21 protein-coding genes and 1 tRNA gene are annotated in these 22,831 nt (G+C 55.9%); 11 read left to right on the top strand and 11 right to left on the bottom strand.

Features of this window, described 5'->3' with window-relative positions:
* Positions 1 to 395 precede the first annotated feature (395 nt).
* Entirely contained in the window at positions 396 to 3,140 is a 2,745-nt protein-coding gene (rne, locus tag ABY734_RS03315) for a ribonuclease E (RefSeq protein ID WP_372777554.1), read from the top strand.
* A gap of 73 nt (positions 3,141 to 3,213) precedes the next feature.
* Here rne and ABY734_RS03310 read toward each other — a convergent pair whose 3' ends face one another.
* Entirely contained in the window at positions 3,214 to 4,224 is a 1,011-nt protein-coding gene (locus ABY734_RS03310) for an alpha/beta fold hydrolase (RefSeq protein WP_372777553.1), read from the bottom strand.
* A 118-nt stretch (positions 4,225 to 4,342) separates the two neighbouring features.
* Here ABY734_RS03310 and ABY734_RS03305 point away from each other — a divergent pair.
* From ABY734_RS03305 to ABY734_RS03265, 9 genes are all read left to right on the top strand, one after another.
* Positions 4,343 to 4,432, top strand: a tRNA-Ser gene (locus ABY734_RS03305).
* Between the two features lie 152 nt (positions 4,433 to 4,584).
* On the top strand, positions 4,585 to 5,253 hold the full coding sequence (locus ABY734_RS03300; protein WP_372777552.1) for a Bax inhibitor-1/YccA family protein: 669 nt from the start codon (positions 4,585 to 4,587) through the stop codon (positions 5,251 to 5,253).
* A 56-nt stretch (positions 5,254 to 5,309) separates the two neighbouring features.
* The gene (tusD, locus tag ABY734_RS03295) at positions 5,310 to 5,702 is read left to right on the top strand and encodes a sulfurtransferase complex subunit TusD (protein WP_372777551.1); all 393 of its coding nucleotides are present in this window, start codon (positions 5,310 to 5,312) and stop codon (positions 5,700 to 5,702) included.
* A gap of 2 nt (positions 5,703 to 5,704) precedes the next feature.
* Positions 5,705 to 6,061, top strand: a complete 357-nt coding sequence (tusC, locus tag ABY734_RS03290) for a sulfurtransferase complex subunit TusC (protein ID WP_372777550.1) — start codon at positions 5,705 to 5,707, stop codon at positions 6,059 to 6,061.
* Complete coding sequence (gene tusB, locus ABY734_RS03285) at positions 6,061 to 6,342, top strand: sulfurtransferase complex subunit TusB (RefSeq protein WP_372777549.1); 282 nt, start codon at positions 6,061 to 6,063, stop codon at positions 6,340 to 6,342. The genes tusC and tusB overlap by 1 nt, the downstream gene beginning before the upstream one ends.
* A gap of 1 nt (position 6,343) precedes the next feature.
* Positions 6,344 to 6,667: a TusE/DsrC/DsvC family sulfur relay protein gene (locus ABY734_RS03280; protein WP_372777548.1), complete on the top strand. Its 324-nt coding sequence runs from the start codon at positions 6,344 to 6,346 to the stop codon at positions 6,665 to 6,667.
* Positions 6,668 to 6,694: 27 nt separating this feature from the next.
* Positions 6,695 to 7,666, top strand: coding sequence for a glycosyl transferase family protein (locus ABY734_RS03275; RefSeq protein ID WP_372777547.1), 972 nt, complete (start codon positions 6,695 to 6,697; stop codon positions 7,664 to 7,666).
* A 7-nt stretch (positions 7,667 to 7,673) separates the two neighbouring features.
* Positions 7,674 to 8,768 (top strand): tRNA (uridine(54)-C5)-methyltransferase TrmA, encoded by a 1,095-nt coding sequence (trmA, locus tag ABY734_RS03270; RefSeq protein ID WP_372777546.1) that lies wholly within the window; start codon positions 7,674 to 7,676, stop codon positions 8,766 to 8,768.
* The gene (locus tag ABY734_RS03265) at positions 8,765 to 9,061 is read left to right on the top strand and encodes a 4a-hydroxytetrahydrobiopterin dehydratase (RefSeq protein WP_372777545.1); all 297 of its coding nucleotides are present in this window, start codon (positions 8,765 to 8,767) and stop codon (positions 9,059 to 9,061) included. The genes trmA and ABY734_RS03265 overlap by 4 nt, the downstream gene beginning before the upstream one ends.
* 55 nt (positions 9,062 to 9,116) lie before the next feature.
* On the opposite strand, the gene sucD is transcribed toward ABY734_RS03265, so the two are convergent.
* The 9 genes from sucD to sdhC form a co-directional block, all read right to left on the bottom strand.
* Positions 9,117 to 9,989: a succinate--CoA ligase subunit alpha gene (sucD, locus tag ABY734_RS03260; RefSeq protein WP_372777544.1), complete on the bottom strand. Its 873-nt coding sequence runs from the start codon at positions 9,987 to 9,989 to the stop codon at positions 9,117 to 9,119.
* A gap of 3 nt (positions 9,990 to 9,992) precedes the next feature.
* Positions 9,993 to 11,159: an ADP-forming succinate--CoA ligase subunit beta gene (gene sucC, locus ABY734_RS03255; protein ID WP_372777543.1), complete on the bottom strand. Its 1,167-nt coding sequence runs from the start codon at positions 11,157 to 11,159 to the stop codon at positions 9,993 to 9,995.
* Positions 11,160 to 11,380: 221 nt separating this feature from the next.
* The gene (gene lpdA / locus ABY734_RS03250) at positions 11,381 to 12,814 is read right to left on the bottom strand and encodes a dihydrolipoyl dehydrogenase (protein ID WP_372777542.1); all 1,434 of its coding nucleotides are present in this window, start codon (positions 12,812 to 12,814) and stop codon (positions 11,381 to 11,383) included.
* A 92-nt stretch (positions 12,815 to 12,906) separates the two neighbouring features.
* Positions 12,907 to 14,154 carry a 2-oxoglutarate dehydrogenase complex dihydrolipoyllysine-residue succinyltransferase gene (gene odhB, locus ABY734_RS03245; protein ID WP_372777541.1) on the bottom strand — a complete coding sequence of 416 codons (1,248 nt, stop codon included), beginning with the start codon at positions 14,152 to 14,154 and terminating at the stop codon, positions 12,907 to 12,909.
* 30 nt (positions 14,155 to 14,184) lie between these two features.
* Positions 14,185 to 17,028, bottom strand: coding sequence for a 2-oxoglutarate dehydrogenase E1 component (locus ABY734_RS03240; RefSeq protein ID WP_372777540.1), 2,844 nt, complete (start codon positions 17,026 to 17,028; stop codon positions 14,185 to 14,187).
* Positions 17,029 to 17,304: 276 nt separating this feature from the next.
* Complete coding sequence (locus ABY734_RS03235) at positions 17,305 to 18,012, bottom strand: succinate dehydrogenase iron-sulfur subunit (protein WP_372777539.1); 708 nt, start codon at positions 18,010 to 18,012, stop codon at positions 17,305 to 17,307.
* Between the two features lie 17 nt (positions 18,013 to 18,029).
* Positions 18,030 to 19,802 (bottom strand): succinate dehydrogenase flavoprotein subunit, encoded by a 1,773-nt coding sequence (gene sdhA / locus ABY734_RS03230; RefSeq protein WP_372777538.1) that lies wholly within the window; start codon positions 19,800 to 19,802, stop codon positions 18,030 to 18,032.
* 3 nt (positions 19,803 to 19,805) lie between these two features.
* Positions 19,806 to 20,159, bottom strand: coding sequence for a succinate dehydrogenase, hydrophobic membrane anchor protein (gene sdhD / locus ABY734_RS03225; protein WP_372777537.1), 354 nt, complete (start codon positions 20,157 to 20,159; stop codon positions 19,806 to 19,808).
* A gap of 5 nt (positions 20,160 to 20,164) precedes the next feature.
* A complete protein-coding gene (gene sdhC / locus ABY734_RS03220; RefSeq protein ID WP_372777536.1) occupies positions 20,165 to 20,539 on the bottom strand; it encodes a succinate dehydrogenase, cytochrome b556 subunit in 375 nt (124 codons plus the stop codon).
* Positions 20,540 to 21,020: 481 nt separating this feature from the next.
* Here sdhC and ABY734_RS03215 point away from each other — a divergent pair, with 481 nt between their 5' ends.
* Positions 21,021 to 22,301, top strand: a complete 1,281-nt coding sequence (locus ABY734_RS03215; RefSeq protein WP_372777535.1) for a citrate synthase — start codon at positions 21,021 to 21,023, stop codon at positions 22,299 to 22,301.
* Positions 22,302 to 22,369: 68 nt separating this feature from the next.
* Here ABY734_RS03215 and ABY734_RS03210 read toward each other — a convergent pair whose 3' ends face one another.
* Positions 22,370 to 22,807, bottom strand: coding sequence for a nuclear transport factor 2 family protein (locus ABY734_RS03210; RefSeq protein ID WP_372777534.1), 438 nt, complete (start codon positions 22,805 to 22,807; stop codon positions 22,370 to 22,372).
* Positions 22,808 to 22,831: the final 24 nt, after the last annotated feature.

The raw sequence follows: 22,831 nt of genomic DNA, 5'->3' as shown, positions 1-22,831 counted from the left end.
AGCCCGTGCAAGCGCGAACATTGCGTTGCTTGCACCCACGTTAACAATGCGAGTGGATTTTACCGCATCGTTACCACGAGAGATATGAGAATTGAGCAAGCGGTGCCAAAGGCATCGCCGATAAGTTAAGCGATCAAGCGAGCAGCCGACAGACTGTAGATATGAAAATTGAAATGATGAAAACGGCTCGCACCGATCTTAGCAATCACGCCTTTCAGACAACCCACAGGGAGTTTTCGCCAAGCCATTTCAGTTCGCCCCTAGCCGTAGAGGCGCGATCCGCCTCCGTAAAAGGCCCTGAAACACTGCGTTATTGCGCTGGCTTGACGCTACTGTAAGTTGTTCTCAGCTCGAGTAACACTGCGGTAAATCCTTCACGAACAGGGATTTACCAAATGAAAAGAATGCTTATCAACGCCACGCAGCCCGAAGAGCTGCGTGTTGCCCTCGTCGACGGTCAGCGCCTGTACGACCTCGATATCGAAAACCGCACCCGCATCCAGAAAAAATCCAACATCTACAAGGGAACCATCACCCGGGTTGAACCCAGCCTCGAGGCAGCCTTTGTCGACTTTGGCGCGGAACGCCACGGCTTTCTGCCACTGAAAGAAATTTCCAAGGAATACTTCTACCGCTCGCCCGGCGATGTGGATGGCCGCGTCAAAATTAAGGATGTGGTCAAGGAAGGCACCCAGGTTATCGTTCAGGTAGAGAAAGAAGAGCGCGGCAATAAAGGCGCCGCACTGACCACCTTTATCAGCCTAGCCGGCCGCTACATGGTGCTGATGCCCAACAACCCGCGCGCGGGCGGCATCTCTCGCCGAATCGAAGGTGAAGAGCGCAGCCAGCTGCGAGAAGCCCTCAGCAATATCACCATCCCTGACGGCATGGGCGTTATTGTGCGCACCGCGGGCATTGGTCGCAGCTCCGAAGAACTGCAATGGGACCTGGACTACCTTCTCCACCTCTGGAGCTCGGTGACCAAGGCCGCTGAAGAAAACAAAGCCCCCCTGCTCATCCTGCAGGAAAGCAATGTCATTATTCGCGCGATTCGCGACTACCTGCGCGACGACATCGATCAGGTATTAATCGACAATGACACCTCCTACGACGAAGCCAAAACCTTTGTCGAGCAGGTGATGCCGCAGTACAAGAGCAAGATCCGCATGTACAAGGATCCTGTTCCTCTGTTCAACCGCTACCAGATTGAAAGCCAGATTGAGTCGGCCTTTCAACGCGAAGTCAGCCTTCCCTCCGGCGGCTCTGTGGTCATTGACCCGACCGAAGCCCTGGTATCCATCGATATCAACTCTGCTCGCGCCACTAAAGGCGGCGATATCGAAGAAACCGCGCTGCAGACCAACCTGGAAGCAGCCGATGAAATTGCACGCCAGCTTCGTCTGCGCGATATCGGCGGTCTGATCGTTATTGACTTTATCGACATGATGGCCCCGCGCAATCAGCGCGAAGTAGAAAACCGTATGCGCGATGCCCTGGAGCCCGATCGCGCCCGCGTCCAGCTCGGTCGCATTTCTCGCTTCGGTCTACTGGAAATGTCACGCCAACGTCTGCGCCCCTCATTGGGCGAGACCAGCGCCAAGGTTTGCCCGCGCTGCGAAGGCCACGGCACCATTCGCGACACCAAATCACTGGCCCTGTCGATCCTGCGCCTGCTTGAAGAAGAAGCCAACAAGGAAAAAAGCGCCGAGGTTCGCGCTATTGTGCCAGTCACCGTTGCCTCTTACCTGCTCAACGAAAAACGCGTAGCGATTCACGAAATCGAGCAGCGCGCCAGTGTACGGGTTGCGGTGATCCCCTCCGTTAACCTCGAAACTCCGCATTTTGAAGTACAGCGCCTGCGCGATACCGATGTTGGCGACGAAGAACTGGTAAGCTACAAAATCACCAGCGAGCTCGAAACGGCTCAGGAAGAACAGGAAGCCAAAGACGAAGAACTGCCGCCGATTCAACAGGCCGCGGTTTCTACACTGGCTCCCCGCGCGCCGGCACCACAGCGCGCTGAAGCGCCCAGCCAGGCGCCTGCACCAACGCCTGTTTCAGGCGCTGCCCCGCAGGAAAGCAGCTCTGGTCTGTTCAAGAAAATTGTCTCCAGCCTGAGCACTTTCTTCCAGGCTGAAGAAATTGACACGCGCCCGTCCCCGGCAAGCAAAGCACAGCCCGCACCCGAGCCCGAACAGGACACCAATAAACCGCAGCAGCGCAATCGCAACCGCAATCGCAACCGCAACCGCAATCGTCGCGACGGCGAAAATCGCGGTGACAGCCGTAACGACAATCGCAACGAAAATCGCCGCAATAGCGATCAGGACGCCAACAACCAGGCCGATAATCGACGCAGCGAGCCCAAGCCCAAGGACGCCGGCGGCAACCGCCAGAGCGACGACAGTGCGCAGCTCGATAACAAGCGCGATGAGAACCGTCCACAGCGTCGTCCGAGCAACCGCAAACCTAGACAGAAGGCCGAGCGCAAGCGCGAAGAAGCGATCGCCCTGCCCAATGATGCGGCGGCGACACCTGTTGTGGCGGAAAGCGCTACTGAAAACGTGCCTGCAAAAGCACCGGTCGAGCCAAAACCGGCACCGGCGCAAACTGACAGCGACCATTCCAGCGACACGCCGGTAAACCCGCAAGATACGGTAGACGCTGCAGTAAAAGCGGCTGAAGCCCGAAAAGCTGAAGCGCTGCAGGAGCAACCAACACCCAAAGCTCCCGAGGAGACGGCACCCGAACCAGTTACGGAACCGGCCCCCATGCCAGAGAGTGCTGAACCGGCAAGCTCAGAAGTAGCGCAGCCAGCCCAAGATGAAGCGCCAAAAGCCGCAGCACCCGAGCAGGCCGAAGCTGAAAAACCAGTGGAGCAGCCCGCACCGGCCCCGGCGACCAAACCCGCCGTTAGTAAAGCAACGAGCGAAGCTGCGCCAACCGCCAAACCAGTGGTACCACCGAGCGCCCGCGGTCGGGCGGCCAATGATCCGCGCGAAAACCCCAAGCCGGTCACGACGGTAGAAATTTCTACCAGCTCCCCCATCCCGGCAGAACTGGACCGCAATGCTGTTGCAGCGCCGGATCCGGATCGGGTGATACCAGCCCGCGCGAGCAACGACCCGCGCAATCGCTAAAACCGGCGAGATCTGTCAAAGCCGACACCGAAAGGTATCGGCTTTTTTTTGGCTCCTCATTTACGGCATCGCCCTAACCGTCCAGGGAAAGCGAGCGCAGAAAGTCCTCAACGATCGAATTGACCGCGCCCGGCTGCTCCTGCTGCACCCAGTGTCCGGCCTGGGGAACAAGCTCCACCTTTCGCAGGTCAGGCACCCTCCTGCGCATAAAATCCCAGCAACCCTCACCGCTCATCGCAATGACCGGATCCTGGGCTCCCGCCACGAAACAGGCCGGCACAGTCACCGACTGGCTCAGATAACGCGCATTGAGTCGCCAGTTGATATCAGCCACCCGGTACCAGCTCAGAGGCCCGCGAAATCCGGTACGAGAAAAGACCTCAGCGTAGACGGCAAATTCTGCGCGACTGAGCCAGCTCCAAGGCAATAGCTTTTCAACTTTTGGCAGCACATTAATATAGCCCTGGCGATCGTCAGAAGCAGCAAAGGCCGACAGGAGTTCGCCCTGCGCACTCAAGGCCCAAAACAGGCGGCGCAGAAAGGTACTGCTCTGTTCGTCCAGTTCGCCTTCTGCGACACCGGGGCGCTGAAAGTAATGGGCATGGAGGAAATGGGTTTGCGCCACTTCGGCAAATAACGCGCTGGGCAATTGGCTGGCCGTATCCAATCCGCCCCGGCCGTAATAATCGTGATCATAGGGAACACTAAGCACCACGATCCCCGCCACACGCTCCGGCTCATGCAAAGCCATATTCCAGACCACAGGTGCCCCGAAGTCGTGCCCGGCAAACACGGCCCTAGCCTTGCCAAAATGAGCGAGCACAGCCAGCAGATCTGCGCGAATATGATCCAGCGAATAATCCGCTATTGCAGCCGGCGCATCACTTTCGCCGTAGCCACGCATATCCAAAGCCACTGCCAGATAACCGCGCCGGGCGAAATACGATAGCTGGTGGCGCCAGCTGAAGCCCAGACCGGGAAAGCCGTGACAGAACACCAGCAATGGCCCCTGCCCATCTGTTTGGTCGGCAACCAGACAGGACAGGTTTAGCCCGCCCTCAGAATTGATCGTTTGTCGTTCCATGGCGCGGCATCCAGCACAATTGGCAGACGAAAACTCTACTTTCGAAACGAAAGTCACTGAATCGTCTGTTCTTATGCTTGTTTGTCAAAATCAGCTCTGTATAATTGCCGACTGCCGCGGAGGGGTGGCAGAGTGGTTGAATGCACCGGTCTTGAAAACCGGCGTGGGTTAACGCCCACCCAGGGTTCAAATCCCTGCCCCTCCGCCATTTCCCTGCTTGCCTTTCCCTACTTGAACTTCCTTGCAAATCAAACCTCTAAGCTTTGCAGACAGCGTCGCCATAGCCGATGGGAAAACCTTGCTTTTGGCGCCCTGCACAGTATGATTTGGCTTAGCTAAACACTTATTTCGGAGACTGCAATGCAAGACAGAACCGTTGCCCAAGCTCATAGCCCTGCTGGTATTGAGGCGGTTGGCACAAACAAGGTACTGAAAAATACCTACCTGCTGCTGGCCATGACTCTGGCTTTCAGCGCATTCACGGCGTTCCTTTCACGCGGCATGGCTCCCATTAACCCCTGGGTTTTCCTCGGCGGCTTTATCGGCCTTGCTTTTCTAACCCAAATGCTGGCCAACAGCGCTTGGGGCTTGCTGGCCGTTTTCGGGTTCACCGGCTTTGTCGGCTTTGCCATCGGCCCATTGATGGGCGCCCTGATGCAAAGCAGTGTCGGCGCCGAACTGGTCATGCAGGCGCTCGGCGGCACCGCCGTTATCTTCCTCGGCCTGTCGGCCTACGCGGTGACCACCAAGAAGGACTTCTCCTTCCTGTCCGGCTTTATCGTCGCCGGCGGCATTATCCTGATGCTGGGTGTGGTTGCGGCGCTGGTATTTGAAATGCCGACCCTGCGACTGGCGCTTTCAGCCGGCTTTATGCTGTTTGCCAGTGCGGCGATCCTGTTTCAAACCGGCCAGATCGTTAACGGCGGCGAGCGCAACTATATTCTCGCCACCATCACGCTGTACGCGTCGATCTACAACCTGTTTATGAGCCTGCTGCACCTGCTCATGGCCTTCTCCGGCGATGACTGAGCTGCCACGACTCAGTATATGATTTAAGCCCCGGCACGCCGGGGCTTTTTACTTCTATGAAATATTCATTGCTCGTACTTGGCTCACCTCAATCATCGCCATCAGTGACTTCGGCCCTGCGTTTTGCCGAGGCCGCCGTTGCGAGCGGCCATGATCTGTTTCGCGTATTCTTTTTTCACGACGCCGTTGCCACAGGCAACGCCTACATGGTTACGCCTCAGGATCAGGAAAACCTGCCCAAGGCCTGGCAGAGCTTTGCCCAGCAACATAAGGTGGATATGGTGCTGTGCATTTCCAGCGCCCTGCGCCGCGGTATCGTTAATCAGCGCGAAGCGGAACGCTATAGCCTGAGCGGCGCCAATGCGCTGGACAGCTTCGACCTGTCCGGACTCGGGCAGTGGGTCGAAGCCATGCTGGTGTCGGACCGCATCATGACCTTTGGAGCCTGATCGTGGCCTCGCTGCTGATGATCTGTCGCAAAGCCCCCTACGGCAGCAGTTATGCCCGGGAAGCCATTGATATTGCCTTGGCGGCCAGCGCTTTTGAGGTGAAGGTTGCCATGCTGTTTACCGACGACGGCGTGCTGCAACTTCTCAAAGGCCAGAACACCGCCAATACCGGCAGCAAGAATGTTGAAGCGGTACTCAGCTCCCTGCCTCTTTACGAGGTTGCGCCGATTCTGGTAAATGAAGACGCACTTGCGCAGCGCAATCTAATCGTCAGCGACCTCAACATGGCGGTGGAGCTGTGTCGGGCCAGGGACATTTCAGCGCTGTGCGAGCAGTATGACCGGGTATTGAGCATCTGATGAACAACGCCACGCTACATCTCGTGCAGCAATCGCCCAGCGCAAGTTCGGCGCTTCGCGATTGCCTTGCAAGCTGCCAGCCAGCCGACCCTATCGTGCTGATGCACGACGCGGTGTATGCCGTACTGAGCAAGCCCGCCGATAACGAGTTCTACGCCCTGCGTCCCGACCTGGAAGAGCGAGGCCTGCTGGATCGGGTCGACAAGGCAATTCACATCATCGACTATCCCGATCTAGTCACACTCAGTGACCGCTACCGCCACAATCTGAGCTGGTTCTGATATGGCCTCAAGCACTTCGCCGGCAACGGATGACGAGGGCTACCTTCTCCACCTTGGTGACTGGAATGAAGGTGTAGCCCGGCATCTCGCCGTCAAAGAAGGCATTGAGCTGACGCCCGATCACTGGGAACTGATCAAACTGATTCAGGACTTCTATCAGGAATTTGATCACTCACCAGCCATGCGACCTCTGATAAAATACGCCAAGCAGAAACTGGGCAGCGACAAAGGCAGCAGCCTCTACTTTCTGAAACTGTTTCCCGGCAGCCCCGCCAAGCTACTGAGCAAAATTGCCGGCTTGCCGCGCCCGGAAAACTGCCTCTAACCTTCACACACCCGCAGCAGAGCCGCTATGTCTGAGCACCCTTTCGCACAATACGTTCGCATTCTCGGCAAAGGCAAAACCGGCTCGCGTTCGCTGAACTTTGAAGAAGCCCGCGACGCCTTCGGTATGATCCTTCGCAACCAGGTTGAGCCGGTTCAACTCGGCGCTTTTCTCATGCTGCTGAGAGTCAAAGAAGAAAGCCCGGAAGAACTCGCGGGCTTTGTTACCGCTGTACGCGAGTTTATCGACAGGCCGGAACTGCCGGTTGATATCGACTGGGCCAGCTACGCGGGCAAACGGCGGCAACACCCCTGGTACCTGCTCGCGGCCCTGACTCTCGCGAAAGCCGGCTACCGCATTGTTATGCACGGCGCTGCCGGACACACCGAAGGGCGAATCTATTCAGAACAGGTTCTTACCGAACTGGGCCATCCCGCCTGCGAAAACTGGCAGGCTGCGCAGGACGCACTGGCTAAAAGCAATTTTGCATTTGTCCCGCTTCGCGTCTTTTGCAGACCGCTGCAGGACATTGTCGATCTGCGCAATGTCTTTGGTCTGCGCTCGCCCGTGCATACCCTTACACGGCTGATCAACCCAACGGCTGCGCCCTATTCCCTGCAAAGCATTTTTCACCCGGCCTACGGTGACAACCATCAGCTGGCCGCACAACTGCTGGGGCAGAAAAATGCCGTCGTGTTCAAGGGTGAGGCCGGTGAAGTTGAACGCCGCCCGGAAGCTGACTTGAAACTCCACCTTATTGAAAATAGCAAGACGGTGATTGAAAACTGGCCGCGCCTCTTGTCCGGCAAGCAGGACAAGTTAGAAAGCTTGCCGGTCGATTATTTGCTGGCCTGCTGGAAAGGCGAAACCCTGGACAGCTACGGTGAGCTGGCTGTTACCGGCACAATCGCCATCGCCCTGCGTATGATGGGCAAGGCCACCGATGCCGAACACGCCCAGCAGCAGGCCCTTATGCTCTGGCAAAACCGTCACCACTGAGACCCTCATGCCCTTAAGCAATTTCAAACCCTCAGCCTACCGCGAACAGCTGGAACTCAAAGTCGAGCAGCTGCGGCCCGCCTTTACCGCACTGGGGGCCCCTGAAGCCGAGATTTTCTCGTCCAGTGAGAGCCACTACCGAATGCGCGCGGAATTTAGGATTCAGCATATCGACGACGAGCCCCAGTATGTGATGTTTCGAAAAGGCGGTGATCGCAAGGCGGTGGTTATCGACGACTTCCCCGTCGCTTGCGAACCCATCGCGCAACTTATGCAGCCGCTGCGTAGCGCCCTCTCGGCTTCTGAAACGCTCAAGCATCGCCTGTTTCAGGCAGAGTTTCTGTCCGGGTTAAGCGGCGAAGTACTGGTCAGCCTGATCTACCACCGACCACTGGACGAAAACTGGGAGCGCGAGGCACGCGCCTTGATGGAAGAGTTTTCGATAGGCATTGTCGGCCGCAGCCGCAAACAACGTCTGGTGCTATCCAAACCCTATATCACGGAAAAACTGCAAGCCGACGGCGAACGCTTTACCTTTCGCCATTACGAGAACAGTTTTACCCAGCCAAATGCGGGGGTAAACGAAAAGATGATCAGCTGGGCCTGCAGGCAGATTCAACAGGCAAGCGATGACCTGCTGGAACTGTATTGCGGCTGCGGTAATTTTACTCTGCCTCTGTCGCGCTATTTCAACAAAGTGCTGGCCACTGAGGTTTCCAAGACCTCAACTCAGGCTGCCCGGGAAAATTGTGAGCTCAATGCCATTCACAATGTTGAATTTGCACGACTATCCGCCGAAGAAATATCCCAGGCCCTGCAGGGTGTGCGTCCTTTCCGCCGCCTGTCACACCTGGAGCTGTCAGATTACAGCCTGAATACCGTGTTCGTTGACCCGCCCCGGGCGGGCCTGGACGACTTCAGCCGCCAGTTTGTCGGCGGTTTCGAGCGGATCCTGTACATCTCCTGCAACCCGGATACCCTGTTACGTGATTTGACGCATTTATGCCAAAATCACCGTATCAGTTCACTGGCATTTTTTGACCAGTTTCCTTATACATCACATATGGAATGTGGCGTTTATCTGGAGAAGAAACCTGTATGACAATGCGATTTAGCGAATCCCAACTCAAAGATGTCATGGCCGAATTGCCTGATTGGACCGTGCGAGAAGACAAGCTCTATCGCCAGTTAACCTTCAAAGACTTTGTCAGCGCCTTCGGCTTTATGAGCCAGGTCGCCATACTGGCAGAGAAAATGGATCACCATCCGGAGTGGTCCAACGTATACAACCGTGTTGATATCGAACTGACCACCCACGACCTGGGCGGTATCTCCATGCGCGATATCACCCTCGCCAAGCAGATTGACGAGCACTATTCAATTTCAGCGCAATAACGTCGGGCAATAAAAAAGGCGGCCGAAGCCGCCTTTCCTGAACAACAAGCTTAACTTACCAGCCAGTTACTTCCTGCAGTGCCTTGCCGATGTCGGCCAGTGAACGCACGGTTTTAACACCTGCGTCCTGCAGCGCCGCAAACTTCTCGTCTGCAGTACCTTTACCACCGGAGATAATCGCGCCAGCGTGGCCCATGCGCTTGCCGGGAGGTGCAGTAACACCGGCGATGTAGGAAACCACCGGCTTGGTCACGTTGGCTTTGATGTAGGCAGCCGCTTCTTCTTCTGCGGTACCACCGATCTCACCAATCATGACAATGGCTTCGGTTTTCTCGTCTTTCTCGAACATTTCGAGAATGTCGATAAAGTTAGAACCGGGAATCGGGTCACCACCGATACCAACACAGGTAGACTGACCGAAACCGAAGTCGGTGGTCTGCTTGACTGCTTCATAGGTCAGGGTACCGGAGCGGGAAACGATGCCCACTTTGCCGGGCAGGTGGATGTGACCAGGCATAATGCCGATCTTGCACTCACCGGGCGTGATAACACCGGGGCAGTTCGGGCCGATCAAGCGCACACCGAGCTCATCACACTTGACCTTGCACTCGAGCATATCCAGCGTGGGGATACCTTCAGTGATGCAGACGATCAGTTTGATGCCGCTATTGGCTGCTTCCAGAATCGAATCTTTACAGAAAGGAGCCGGCACGTAGATCACAGAGGCTTCGGCGCCCGTTGCTTCTACCGCTTCAGAAACAGTGTTGAAAACGGGCAGGCCCAGATGTTCCTGGCCACCTTTGCCGGGGGTTACACCGCCAACCATTTTAGTGCCGTAGGCAATGGCTTGCTCAGAGTGGAAGGTACCCTGTGAGCCGGTGAAGCCCTGACAGATAACTTTTGTGTCTTTGTTGATAAGGATACTCATTGATTAACCCTCCGCCGCTGCTTTAACAACTGCGTCAGCAGCTTCGGTCAAGCCGTTTGCAGCAATGATGTTCAGACCGGATTCTGCCAGCAGTTTGGTGCCCAGATCAGCGTTGTTGCCTTCAAGACGAACAACAACCGGCACCTTGACGCCAACTTCTTCAACCGCGCCGATAATGCCTTCGGCAATCAGGTCACAGCGAACGATACCGCCGAAGATATTAACCAGAACGGCTTTAACACTTTCGTCGGAGAGGATGATTTTGAAGGCCTCGGAAACACGCTCTTTGGTCGCGCCGCCGCCTACGTCGAGGAAGTTTGCTGGAGCGCCGCCGTGCAGTTTGACGATGTCCATGGTACCCATGGCCAGGCCAGCACCGTTAACCATACAGCCGATGTTGCCATCCAGTGCCACGTAGTTCAGTTCCCAGGCCGCGGCGTGCGCTTCGCGCTCGTCTTCCTGCGAAGGATCGTGCATTTCCTTCAGCTGAGGCTGACGGTACATGGCGTTGCTGTCGATGTTCAGCTTGGCATCCAGGCAGTGCAGATTGCCTTCACTGGTGATAACCAGCGGGTTGATTTCCAGCAGGGCCAGATCCTTTTCCTGGAACAGTTTGGCCAGACCCAGGAAGATGTTAACGAACTGCTTGACCTGCACACCGCTCAGACCCAGTTTAAAGGCCAGCTCGCGGCCCTGATAAGGCTGGGCGCCGGTCAGCGGATCGACAATAGCTTTCAGGATTTTCTCAGGCGTTTCTTCCGCGACTTTTTCGATTTCAACACCGCCTTCAGTAGAGGCCATGAAAACGATTTTGCGGGTAGAGCGGTCTACTACCGCACCCAGGTAAAGTTCCTGATCGATATCGGTGCAGGACTCAACCAGAATCTTGGAAACCGGCTGACCATTCTCGTCTGTCTGATAGGTCACCAGGTTTTTGCCCAGCCACTTTTCGGCGAAAGCTTTGATGTCATCAGTGTTGCTGACCAGCTTCACACCACCCGCTTTACCGCGGCCACCGGCGTGAACCTGTGCTTTTACTACCCACTGATCTCCGCCAATTTTCTTGGCGGCTTCTACTGCTTCTTCTGGTGTATCGCAGGCAAAACCCTTGGATACAGGCAGGCCGTACTCGGCAAAGAGTTGTTTGCCCTGGTACTCGTGAAGGTTCATGATTTTTACCGTCTCGGTCTGTGGAACTTCAAGCAGATCTCATCCTGTCAGTGTGTGACCTGCTCCCTCGAAAAATTGCGAAAAGCCGCAAAATGTGGGCGCGTATTTTCCCTGAAAATGGCGACTATCGCAAATTAAAGCGCCAGCTGCTGATCATAAATCAACCAGCCAGAGCCTCCTCCCCCTTTCTTTGCGCAGGCTGCATACCTGCGCAAAAAAATCTATCGTTTCTTCCGATTAGGAATATGAATGGCGTGGCCCGCCACGGCCAGTGCTGCCTCGTGAACCGCCTCGGACAGCGTCGGGTGACCAAACACAGTCAACGCGATGTCTTCCGCACTGGAACCAAACTCCATGGCGATGACGATCTGCTGAACCAGATCCGCGGCGCTGGCGCCGATGATGTGGCAACCGAGAATGCGGTCGGTTTCGGCGTGGGCGATCATTTTGACCATGCCCGCGGAATCATTGGCCGCCAATGCGCGCCCACTGGCGACGAAAGGAAACACACCCACGTTGTAGGGTACGCCGTCAGCCTTGAGCTCTTCTTCGGTTTTACCGACGCTGGCAATTTCCGGGTGGGTGTAAATCACGCTTGGAATCACATCGTAGTTCATGGCGGTCTTCTTGCCGGCAATACGCTCGGCAACCATCACACCTTCTTCCGAACCTTTGTGAGCAAGCATCGGACCGCGCACAATGTCACCGACGGCATAAACGCCCGGAGCATCGGTCTCACAGTAGTCGTTGACGAAGATAAAGCCGCGCTCGTCGAGATTTACGCCACAATCCTGCGACAGCAGGCTCTGGCTGTGAGGGCGACGACCCACCGCTACGATCAGCTTATCGAAAACCTCTTCCTGCTCATTGTCACCGTCATTGTATTTAACCGTGACTTTTTTCTTCGCAACCTTGGTGTCCATCACGCGGCAACCGAGGCGTATATCGAGCCCCTGCTTTTTGAAGAGTTTGGCAGCTTCTTTGGCGATCTGCTGGTCTACAGCAGGCAGAAAATCAGGCAGGGCTTCCAGTACAACCACTTCGCTGCCCAGTCGCGACCAGACGCTGCCCAGTTCCAGACCAATGACACCCGCGCCGATAACGCCAAGACGCTTGGGTACTGACTGAAAATCCAGGGCGCCGGTAGAATCGACAATCACTTCCTGATCAACAGGAGCCGGTGGGATTTCGACCGGCAGCGAGCCGGCAGCGATAATCACGTGCTCGGCTTCAAGTGTGTCGGTGGAGCCATCTTCCTTGGTGACTTCAACTTTTTTGCCCGCCAGCAGTTTGCCGGAGCCTTCTATCGGGGTCACGCCGTTGGCTTTGAAAAGGCCACCAATACCACCGGTCAGTTGTCCAACCACCTGATCCTTGCGCTTGATCATGGCCGGCACATCGATCTTCAGGTCTTTCGCGGTAATACCGTGGGTTGCAAAATCGTGGGCCGCCTCAACGTATTTATGGGAAGAGTCCAGCAGCGCCTTGGAGGGAATGCAGCCCCAGTTCAGGCAGGTGCCGCCGTGGGCAGGCTTGCCGTTCTTACCTTTAGCTTTTTCTATACAGGCGGTTTTCAAGCCCAGCTGCGCAGCACGAATCGCTGCGACATATCCGGCGGGACCGGAGCCAATAACTACAACATCGAATTTCGACATAAGTTCAACCTTAATTAAAACTGTTTTCCGAGTGAATGGTCAGCGGGCGCTGCCCGTTGCCGCGCAGCGCCCGCACCACTGACCGGCAATAATCAGACTTCCAGCAGAATGCGCGCCGGGTCTTCAATCAGATCTTTAATGGTCACCAGAAACTGTACCGCTTCCTTGCCATCGATCAGACGGTGGTCGTACGACAGCGCCAAATACATCATGGGCAGAATTTCCACCTGGCCGTTCACCGCCATCGGTCGCTCCTGAATTTTGTGCATACCCAGAATCGCCGTTTGCGGCGGGTTGAGAATGGGCGTGGACAGCAGTGAGCCAAATACCCCGCCGTTAGTGATGGTAAAGGTGCCACCCTGAATATCGTCGATACCCAGCTTCCCGTCCCGGGCACGCAGACCAAAATCGCGAATCTTGTCCTCGACGTTCGCTATCCCCATCGCGTCCGCATCGCGCAGCACCGGCACGACAAGACCTTTGTCCGTTGACACCGCAACGCCAATATCCTGATAGCCGTGATACACAATGTCATTGCCATCAAGCGACGCGTTGACCGCGGGGAAGCGTTTCAGCGCTTCACAGGCCGCTTTAACGAAAAAGCCCATAAAGCCCAGTCGAGTGCCATTGTGGGTCTTCTCGAAAAGCTCTTTGTACTGGCTGCGCAGTTCCATAATCGGCTTCATGTTGACCTCGTTAAAGGTGGTCAACATGGCGGTACCCTGGGACGCTTCCAGCAAACGCTCGGCGATACGGGCGCGCATCCGGGTCATTGGCACGCGTTTTTCGACGCGCTCACCCACCACCAGATTATCCAGTGAGGCTTTTTCCGGCGCTTGCGAGGACGTGGCCTTGGCAGCCGCCTCAGGCTTGTCTGTCGCCTTGGGTTGCTCCATGTGGGAAACAACGTCTTCCTTGGTAATCAGACCGCCCTTGCCTGTTGCCGTGATAGCCGCAGCGTCCAGACCGTTTTCTTCGATCATTTTGCGCGCCGCCGGACTGACTTTCAGATCCTCGGCCGATTTTGCCGGCGCAGATTCTTCCGTCTTGGGCTCGTCTTCTTTCTTGGTCTCGGCCTTGTCAGCAGATGCACTGCCGCTGGCCCCTTCCTTGAATCGACCTATCACTTCGTCGCTCAGGACAGTCTCACCCTCAGCTTTTACAATTTCTTCGACGACGCCGTCAGCTGGAGCAACCACTTCCAGCACAACTTTGTCAGTCTCGATATCAACAAGCAGCTCATCGCGCTTACAGGCCTCACCGGGCTGCTTGTGCCAGGTCGCGATGGTGCCATCGGCCACTGACTCGGGAAAAGTGGGTGCCTTGATTTCGGTTGTCATCAGAATTCCTTAAATACCAATACCGGGTTGTCAGTGTGTTTCTATTCTTAGCGCTTCGTGTATGAAGCGAGTCTGCTGCTCCAAATGGAGTGCCGCATAACCGGCCGCAGGCGAGGCCGAAGGGTCGCGCCCCACGTAGCCCAGCAACAGGTTCTTGTCCGGGCGGAAACTGTGCACAACGCGCAGTATCCGGTGACGACTGTTGTACCAGGCCCCCTGGTTGCGCGGTTCTTCCTGGCACCAAACCACTTTTTTCAGGTTCGGGTAGCCACCAATCACCTCTTTGAGGCGATCGTATGGGAAGGGATACAACTGCTCCATACGCACAATCGCAATATCGTTTTTTTCGTGCTCGCGGCGCTTTTCCAACAGGTCGTAGTAGACCTTGCCGCTGCACAGAATCAGGCGCTTAACCTTGCTCTTGTCGAGATTATCCACCTCGTCAATGACCGTCTGGAAGCTACCGTTGGCCAGCTCTTCCATCGTGGAGACCGCATCCTTGTGACGGAGCAGACTTTTCGGCGACATGACGATCAGCGGCCGACGCATAGGCCGAACCATCTGCCGACGCAGCATGTGATAAACCTGCGCCGGTGTGGAAGGTACGCAGACCTGCATATTGTGCTCTGCACACAGCTGCATGAAGCGCTCCAGACGCGCCGACGAGTGCTCGGGGCCCTGTCCTTCATAGCCGTGTGGTAACAGCATGGTCAGGCCACACAGCCGCTGCCACTTGAACTCGCCGCTGCTGATAAACTGGTCAATGACCACCTGGGCACCGTTGGCGAAGTCGCCAAACTGGGCCTCCCAGATCACCAGGGTATTAGGCTGAGTCGTCGCGTACCCGTATTCGAAGGCCAGCACGGCTTCTTCAGACAAGAGCGAGTCGTGTATTGTGAAGTGCGGCTGATCTTCCGCCACATGCTGGAGCGGAATATAGGTGCTGGCATCTTTCTGACTGTGCAGAACCGCGTGGCGATGGGAAAAGGTACCGCGGCCTACATCCTGCCCGGTAATGCGCACTGCGTAGTCCTGGTCCAGCAGCGAGGCGTAGGCCAACGTTTCGGCAAAGCCCCAGTTTATCGGCGTAGCCCCCGCAGCCATCTTGCGCCGGTCTTCGTAGATCTTGGCCACTTGCCGTTGCAGGGTAAAACCTTCCGGTATGGTGTTGATCTTGTTGGCCAGATCCCGCAGACGCTTTTCTTCGTAGCTGGTATCGCCTGGCGCCTGCCAGTCGTGACCGATAAAGGGCCGCCAGTCGACAAACATGCCACTGTTCGGCTCCATCACCAGGCTTTTCACCACGTGCTTGCCTTCATCCAGCGCCGCACGGTATTCGGTTTCCATTTCCTCGACATCTGTCTTGTCGACAACCCCCTGATCCATCAGTGCGGTGGCATACAGCTCACGTGAGGTTTTCTGCTTTTTGATCTGGGCGTACATCAGCGGCTGGGTGCCGGAGGGTTCATCCGCCTCATTGTGTCCGCGACGGCGGTAGCAGATCAGGTCGATAACCACGTCTTTCTTGAATTCCTGACGGAAATCCACCGCCAGCTGACTAACAAAGAGAACAGCCTCGGGGTCGTCGCCGTTAACGTGAAAAATCGGTGCCTGCACCATTTTTGCCACGTCGGTGCAGTACTCGGTCGAGCGCGCATCGGCTTGGAAACTGGTGGTGAAGCCCACCTGGTTATTGATGACGATATGCACTGTGCCACCAGTGCGGTAAGCCCGGGTCTGGGACATCTGGAAGGTCTCCATGACCACACCCTGCCCGGCAAAGGCCGCATCCCCATGCATGACAATCGGCATCACACTGTTGCCAACCTCATCATCGCGACGATCCTGACGGGCTCGGACAGAGCCTTCCACTACCGGAGAGACAATTTCCAAATGGGACGGGTTAAAGGCCAACGCCAGGTGCACTTCGCCGCCACTGGTCATGACGTTCGAGGAGAAACCCTGATGGTATTTGACGTCAGCAGAGCCCTGATAGCGGGCCTTGCCCTCAAACTCGTCGAACAGCTCACCGGGATTTTTACCCAGTATATTGACCAGTACGTTCAGGCGGCCCCGGTGGGCCATGCCAATCACGATCTCTTTAGTTCCGTAGGCGCCACCGCGCTGAATCATGGCGTCCATCATCGGAATCAGGCTTTCACCGCCTTCCAGACCGAAACGCTTGGTGCCGGGAAATTTTGAACCGAGCGATTTTTCCAGGCCTTCAGCAGCCGTTAGTCGCTCCAGCAAGTGGCGCTTTACATCTGATCCATACTCTGGCCGAGAACGTACACTCTCCATACGCTGTTGAATCCACTGGCGCTCTTCCGTGTTCACAATATGCATGAACTCGGCGCCAACGGTACCGCAGTAGGTACGTTCCAGTGCTTCGTGAATCTCACCAAGCGTTGCCTGATCTTTGCCTATATACAAGCTGCCGGTTTGAAAAACCGTATCTCGATCGGCATCGCTAAGCTGATGATAGTGAAGATCTAGGTCTGCTACCGGCGCTCGCTCCCAGAGGTTCAACGGATCGAGCTTGGCTTTCTGGTGGCCTCGCTGGCGATAGGCGCTGACCAACTGGATAACGCGGACCTGCTTGCGCTCGTGATCAGACACAGGGCTGGCTGCAGCGGCTGAGGGACGAACCTTAACCTTGGCCAGATTGGCGAAATGCTCGCGTACCGGAGAATGCGGAATGTCACGGACGACCTGCTCGGTAACGCGCGGGAGTTGTTCAAAATAGCTGCGCCAAACCTCCGGCACGGCATTGGGGTCTGTGAGGAATGTTTCGTACATCTGTTCGACGTACTCGGCATTGCCACCCGAGATATGGGAACTGCTCCAAAGCAACTCCATCGAGCTTTTTTGCATGGATTTTCACCTGCTTCAAACGCGGTATCCGCTTTGAACCGCTTCGCGCAACGCCAACCGCTCTCCCCCGATAAACGGTCCTGGCCATCACGAGAACCGACTGCATCATACAGATAACCGCAAGGGTTATTCGGTTCCTCTTTTCTATTGTAGACGTACTGCGCTTGCTTGACTTACCTCTGCCAAGACAGGCGTTCCGGCCCAGCTACAAGAGTGGCAGCCTGGGCCGAAATTTCAAGTATTACAATAAAATACCTGAAAAAGTTCACTGCTAAATCAAGTCGCGTTAGTCAGCAGCATATTGCGAATGTGGCCAATGGCCTTAGTCGGGTTCAGGCCCTTGGGACATACATTCACACAGTTCTGAATACCGTGGCAGCGAAACACACTGAACGGGTCATCCAGGTTGGCCAAGCGCTCTTGCTGGGCCGTATCGCGGCTGTCGGCCAGGAATCGGTAGGCCTGCAACAGCCCAGCCGGGCCGATAAAGCGATCCGGATTCCACCAGAACGAAGGGCAGGACGTGGAACAGCAGGCGCACAGAATGCACTCATACAGACCGTCCAGCTTGGCGCGCTCTTCGGGTGACTGCAGTCGCTCGATCGCCGGTGCCGGAGTATCGTTGATCAGGTAAGGCTTCACCTTCTCATACTGTTTGTAGAACAGCGCCATATCCACCACAAGGTCGCGGATAACCGGCAGGCCGGGTAGCGGACGCAAAATCAGCTTGTTACCGCCCTTCATGGCTTCAGACAGCGGCATGATACAGGCCAGACCGTTCTTGCCGTTGATATTCATGCCGTCGGAGCCACACACACCTTCACGGCAGGAGCGGCGATAACCCAAGCTCGGGTCCTGAGCTTTCAGCAGTTCCAGAACATCCAGCACCATCAGGTCTTTACCACCGGTATCGACCTCAACGTCCTGCATGTAGGGCTCTTGATCAACTTCCGGGTTGTAGCGATACAGACTTACTTGCAACATTCTTTGATCTCCCCGACTTAATAAGTACGTGTTTTCGGTTCAAACGCTTCGCGGGTTTTCGGCGCGAAGTTTACAGCGCGTTTACCCACACGTTTTTCACCGGGGAAGTACATGGAGTGGCACAGCCAGTTTTCGTCGTCGCGCTCGGTGTAGTCTTCGCGAGCATGGGCTCCGCGGCTTTCCTTGCGCGCTTCAGCCGCAACCGCAGTCGCCTCAGCCACTTCAAACAGGTTGTGCAGCTCCAGCGCTTCAATACGGGCAGTATTGAAGGCCATGCTTTTGTCTTCGAGATGCGCATTGTTGATGCGCTCACGCAGTTCGGCCAGCTTCTTGATACCTTCCTGCATGAATTTCTCATTGCGGAATACACCGAAGTGATTCTGCATGGTGTTCTGCAGCTCTTTGCGCAGCGCGGCAACGCTTTCACCACCGGTGGTGTTGTCTAGCGCATGAATACGAGAGGCCGCAGCTTCAACGTCGCTGTCGGTGGCATCGCGCATTTCCACACCTTCGCGCAGAGTTTTCTCAATGTGCAGACCAGAGGCGCGACCAAATACAACCAGATCGAGCAGCGAGTTGCCGCCGAGGCGGTTGGCACCGTGGACAGATACGCAGGCAACCTCACCACAGGCGTACAGGCCAGGAATAACCTGCTCTTCGCCATTGGAATCCAGGGTCAGGGCCTGACCGTGAATATTAGTCGGGATACCACCCATCATGTAGTGACAGGTCGGCACAACCGGGATCGGCTCTTTCACCGGATCGGCGTGGGCAAAGGTTCGGCTCAACTCGCAGATACCGGGCAGACGGCTCTCGAGAACCTCTTCACCCAGATGATCCAGCTTCAGGTATACGTGATCGCCTTCAGGGCCACAGCCGCGGCCATCGAGGATTTCCAGAACCATGGAGCGGGCAACAACGTCACGCCCAGCAAGGTCTTTGGCGTTGGGCGCATAGCGCTCCATGAAACGCTCGCCGTCCTTGTTTACCAGATAGCCGCCTTCACCGCGACAGCCTTCGGTAACCAGAACGCCGGCGCCGGCAATACCGGTCGGGTGGAACTGCCACATCTCGATATCCTGTACCGGGAAGCCGGCGCGCAGCGCCATACCGATACCGTCACCGGTGTTGATGTGAGCGTTAGTAGTAGAGGCGTAGATACGGCCCGCACCACCTGTGGCAAATACGGTGGCTTTCGATTTCACGTAAACCACTTCGCCGGTTTCAATACAGATGGCGATAACACCGACAACCGCACCGTCCTGATTTTTGACGATGTCGGTGGCGTACCACTCATTAAAGAAGACCGTGTTGTTCTTCAGGTTGCCCTGATACAGCGTATGCAGCAGTGCGTGACCGGTACGGTCGGCCGCAGCACAGGTTCGGGCAGCCTGACCGCCTTCACCGAAATTCTTGGACTGACCACCGAAAGGACGCTGGTAAATACGGCCTTCTTCGGTACGGGAAAACGGCAGACCCATGTGATCCAGCTCAAACACCGCTTCCGGGCCAACGCTACACATATATTCAATCGCGTCCTGGTCACCGATGTAGTCGGAGCCCTTGACGGTGTCGTACATGTGCCATTCCCACTGATCGTTCGGATCGTTGCTGGCAATCGCACAGGTGATGCCGCCCTGGGCGGATACCGTGTGAGAACGAGTAGGGAAAACTTTAGAGATAACCGCAGTCTTGTAACCGGACTGGGCCAATTGCAGGGCCGCGCGCATACCGGCGCCGCCGCCACCGACGATAACACCGTCGAAAGAAATGGTTCGAATCTTACTCATTGATCAGCTCCACAGAATCCGCAAACCCCAGATGAGGTAGGTAAACAGCACCACCGCGCACAGCGCTTGAAAGGCCAGGCGAATCACGGTGCCCTTAGTACCCATCAAACGTTCGGTGAAGTAGTCTGTGGAAATGGACCACATACCAATCCAACCGTGCGCAACCAGTGACAGCAGAGCTGCCGTGGTCAGTACCTGCATGCAGATACCATCAAAAAAGGCCTTCCAGCTCTCATAGGTCAACTCGCCGCCAAACCCCAGTTTGCACACCATCACCAATGCGAAGACCAGCAGAATAACGCCGCTGACGCGCTGAACCAGCCAATCGGACAGGCCGCTACGGCCAAAACTTGTCACTGCCTTTACCATACCCACAACCCCGCAATAACAATCAGTACCGCAGAAACGACAAACACGAGTTGGGCGCCACGGATACCGCCTTCCATCGTCTCGCCGATACCGGCATCCATGACCAGATGCTTAACACCCGCCACAGAGTGGTAAATGATGCCTGCCAGAGTGCCCCACACCAGCAGCTTGCCAATGAAGGAGTTCAGACACTCCTGTGCGGCGGCAAAGCCTTCGGGCCCACTCAGGCTCTGCCCCAGCAGAGCAAAGAGGATGGCAACGGCGAAGAATATAAAGGCACCACTTGCACGGTGCAGGATGGAAGCAATCGCGGTAATTGGCAGCGCAATCGTCCCTATATCAAGGTTTACGGGTCGTTTATCTTTCACGGTAATGTCACACTTTTTCTGGCCCGACTTGCGCAGGCGATTAAAAGGATGTGGAGCAAGGCTTCCACTCGATACGACCCGAAGGCCGAACTGGAGCACGGCGAACTATATACAGTCAAAACACTATATATAGTATGAATACCCTGCATAGCGGAAACGCCGCGCATTATAGGACCATCATCGGGCAATTACAAACCAACTTCCATCGCACCGGGCCCGTGCAAAAAAATGAGATTTCAAGTGCTTAGGCGATAATTTGCACCAGAAAGCAGCAATTCATTGCTCACATTCTGCCCCCGCGCTGCATTTGCATGCAGAAAGTGAAAAGAAAAGCAGAAACGCTTAATTATTAACCGGTTTTAGCCCTCGCTAACGACAAATCGCCAAAGTATGCAACGTTGACAAAACTATTCGAGGCTCTATATTTGTCGCTCCGGTTAAAGGACGTTCAAAAGACATTACCCTACAGGAGCTCGTCGTAATGAGTGACAAGAAAGCCAGTCTGACGATAGATGGCAAAACCATCGACCTGAATGTGCACTCAGGTACTATCGGTCCAGACGTAATCGAAGTAAGTGCGTTGACGGGCGAAGGCTACTTCACCTATGACCCAGGCTTCGTCTCCACCGCAGCCTGCGAGTCCAAAATCACTTACATCGATGGTGGCAAAGGGGTGCTGTTGCACCGCGGTTATCCTATTGAGCAACTGGCGGAGGAATCCGACTTCCTGGAAACCTGCTACCTGCTGCTGTACGGAGAACTACCGAACAAGCAGGAAAAAGAAGCCTTTAACAGCACCGTGCGCCGCCACACCATGGTCAACGACCAGATGAGCACCTTTTTCAAAGGTTTCCGCCGCGATGCACACCCGATGGCCATCATGTGCGGCGTCGTGGGCGCCCTATCCGCCTTCTACCACGATTCTCTGGATATCTCTGACGAAGAGCATCGCGAAATCTCGGCTATTCGTCTGATGGCGAAAATGCCTACCCTGGCGGCCATGACCTACAAATACACCATCGGTCAGCCCTTCATGTACCCGCGCAACGATCTCAGCTATTCCGAGAACTTCCTGTACATGATGTTCGGCAACCCTTGCGAAGAGTACAAGGTGAACCCGATCCTGGCCAAAGCCATGGACACTATTTTCCTGCTGCACGCCGACCACGAGCAGAACGCCTCAACGTCCACTGTGCGCCTTGCAGGCTCTACCGGGGCCAACCCCTTCGCCTGTATTTCCGCAGGCATTGCAGCCCTTTGGGGGCCGTCTCACGGCGGCGCCAACGAGGCCGTACTGGAAATGCTGAATGAAATCGGCGATGAGTCGCGCGTTGATGAGTGCGTGGCCCGCGCCAAGGACAAAAATGACCCCTTCCGCCTGATGGGCTTTGGTCACCGCGTCTACAAGAACTTCGACCCGCGCGCTCGCGTCATGAAGAAGGTTGCCGACGAGGTACTGGGCGAACTGGGTATCGACGATCCCCTGCTGAAAATCGCCACCCGCCTGGAGAAAATCGCGCTGGAAGACGACTACTTCATCGAGAAGAAGCTCTACCCCAACGTGGACTTCTACTCAGGCATCATTCTGAAGGCGCTGGGCATTCCGACCTCCATGTTCACCGTTATCTTTGCCCTGGGCCGCACCCCCGGCTGGATCGCGCACTGGAACGAAATGCACAAGGACAACTCCCGCATTGGTCGTCCACGCCAGCTCTATACTGGCCCGGCTCAGCGTGACTTTGTCCCTGTGGAGAAACGCTGAACCAGCCTCTTCTACGCAATAAAAAGGCCGCTTTTGCGGCCTTTTTTGTGTCTCAACAGCAGCTAGCGCTAGACATGTGCCTCACTCATATCCGGAACGAACATATCCATACCATCCGGACAGGAGACGCAGCCCTCGTCCCAGAACGCCCGGGCCGATTTGATCCTGCCCGCGTCGTTCAACACAAAGTGGTCAGTCACGAGAAGGTTTAAACCTTTGTTTTCTGAAGGCACTCGCACCTGCATGGTAAACCGCAGGATGCCTTCGTTGCCGCAGACGATAACCTGCTCGGGTACGGGTGTCAGTGTGCGACTTGCGTCCTGAGGATAGGCAAAAGCCCAGAATTTCTCGAGCCCCTCATGCCCCACAAAAGCCGGTGTTCCCACCGGGTCTTCCCAACTGCAATCTTCGGCAAAAATGGACAGCAACAAGGCCTTGTCGCCTGTTTTCCAGGCTTGTACGTACTGGTCTATGACAGCTCTGACTTGATCTGGTGTAGCAGGCATGGCGGGCTCCATTATAATTCAGCG

This window comes from Litorivivens sp. (assembly GCF_041624475.1).
In the GTDB taxonomy this organism is placed as follows: Bacteria; Pseudomonadota; Gammaproteobacteria; order Pseudomonadales; family Spongiibacteraceae; genus Litorivivens.
Note: the sequence above shows the minus strand (reverse complement) of the source record. Positions and strands in the feature narration are given on the sequence as shown.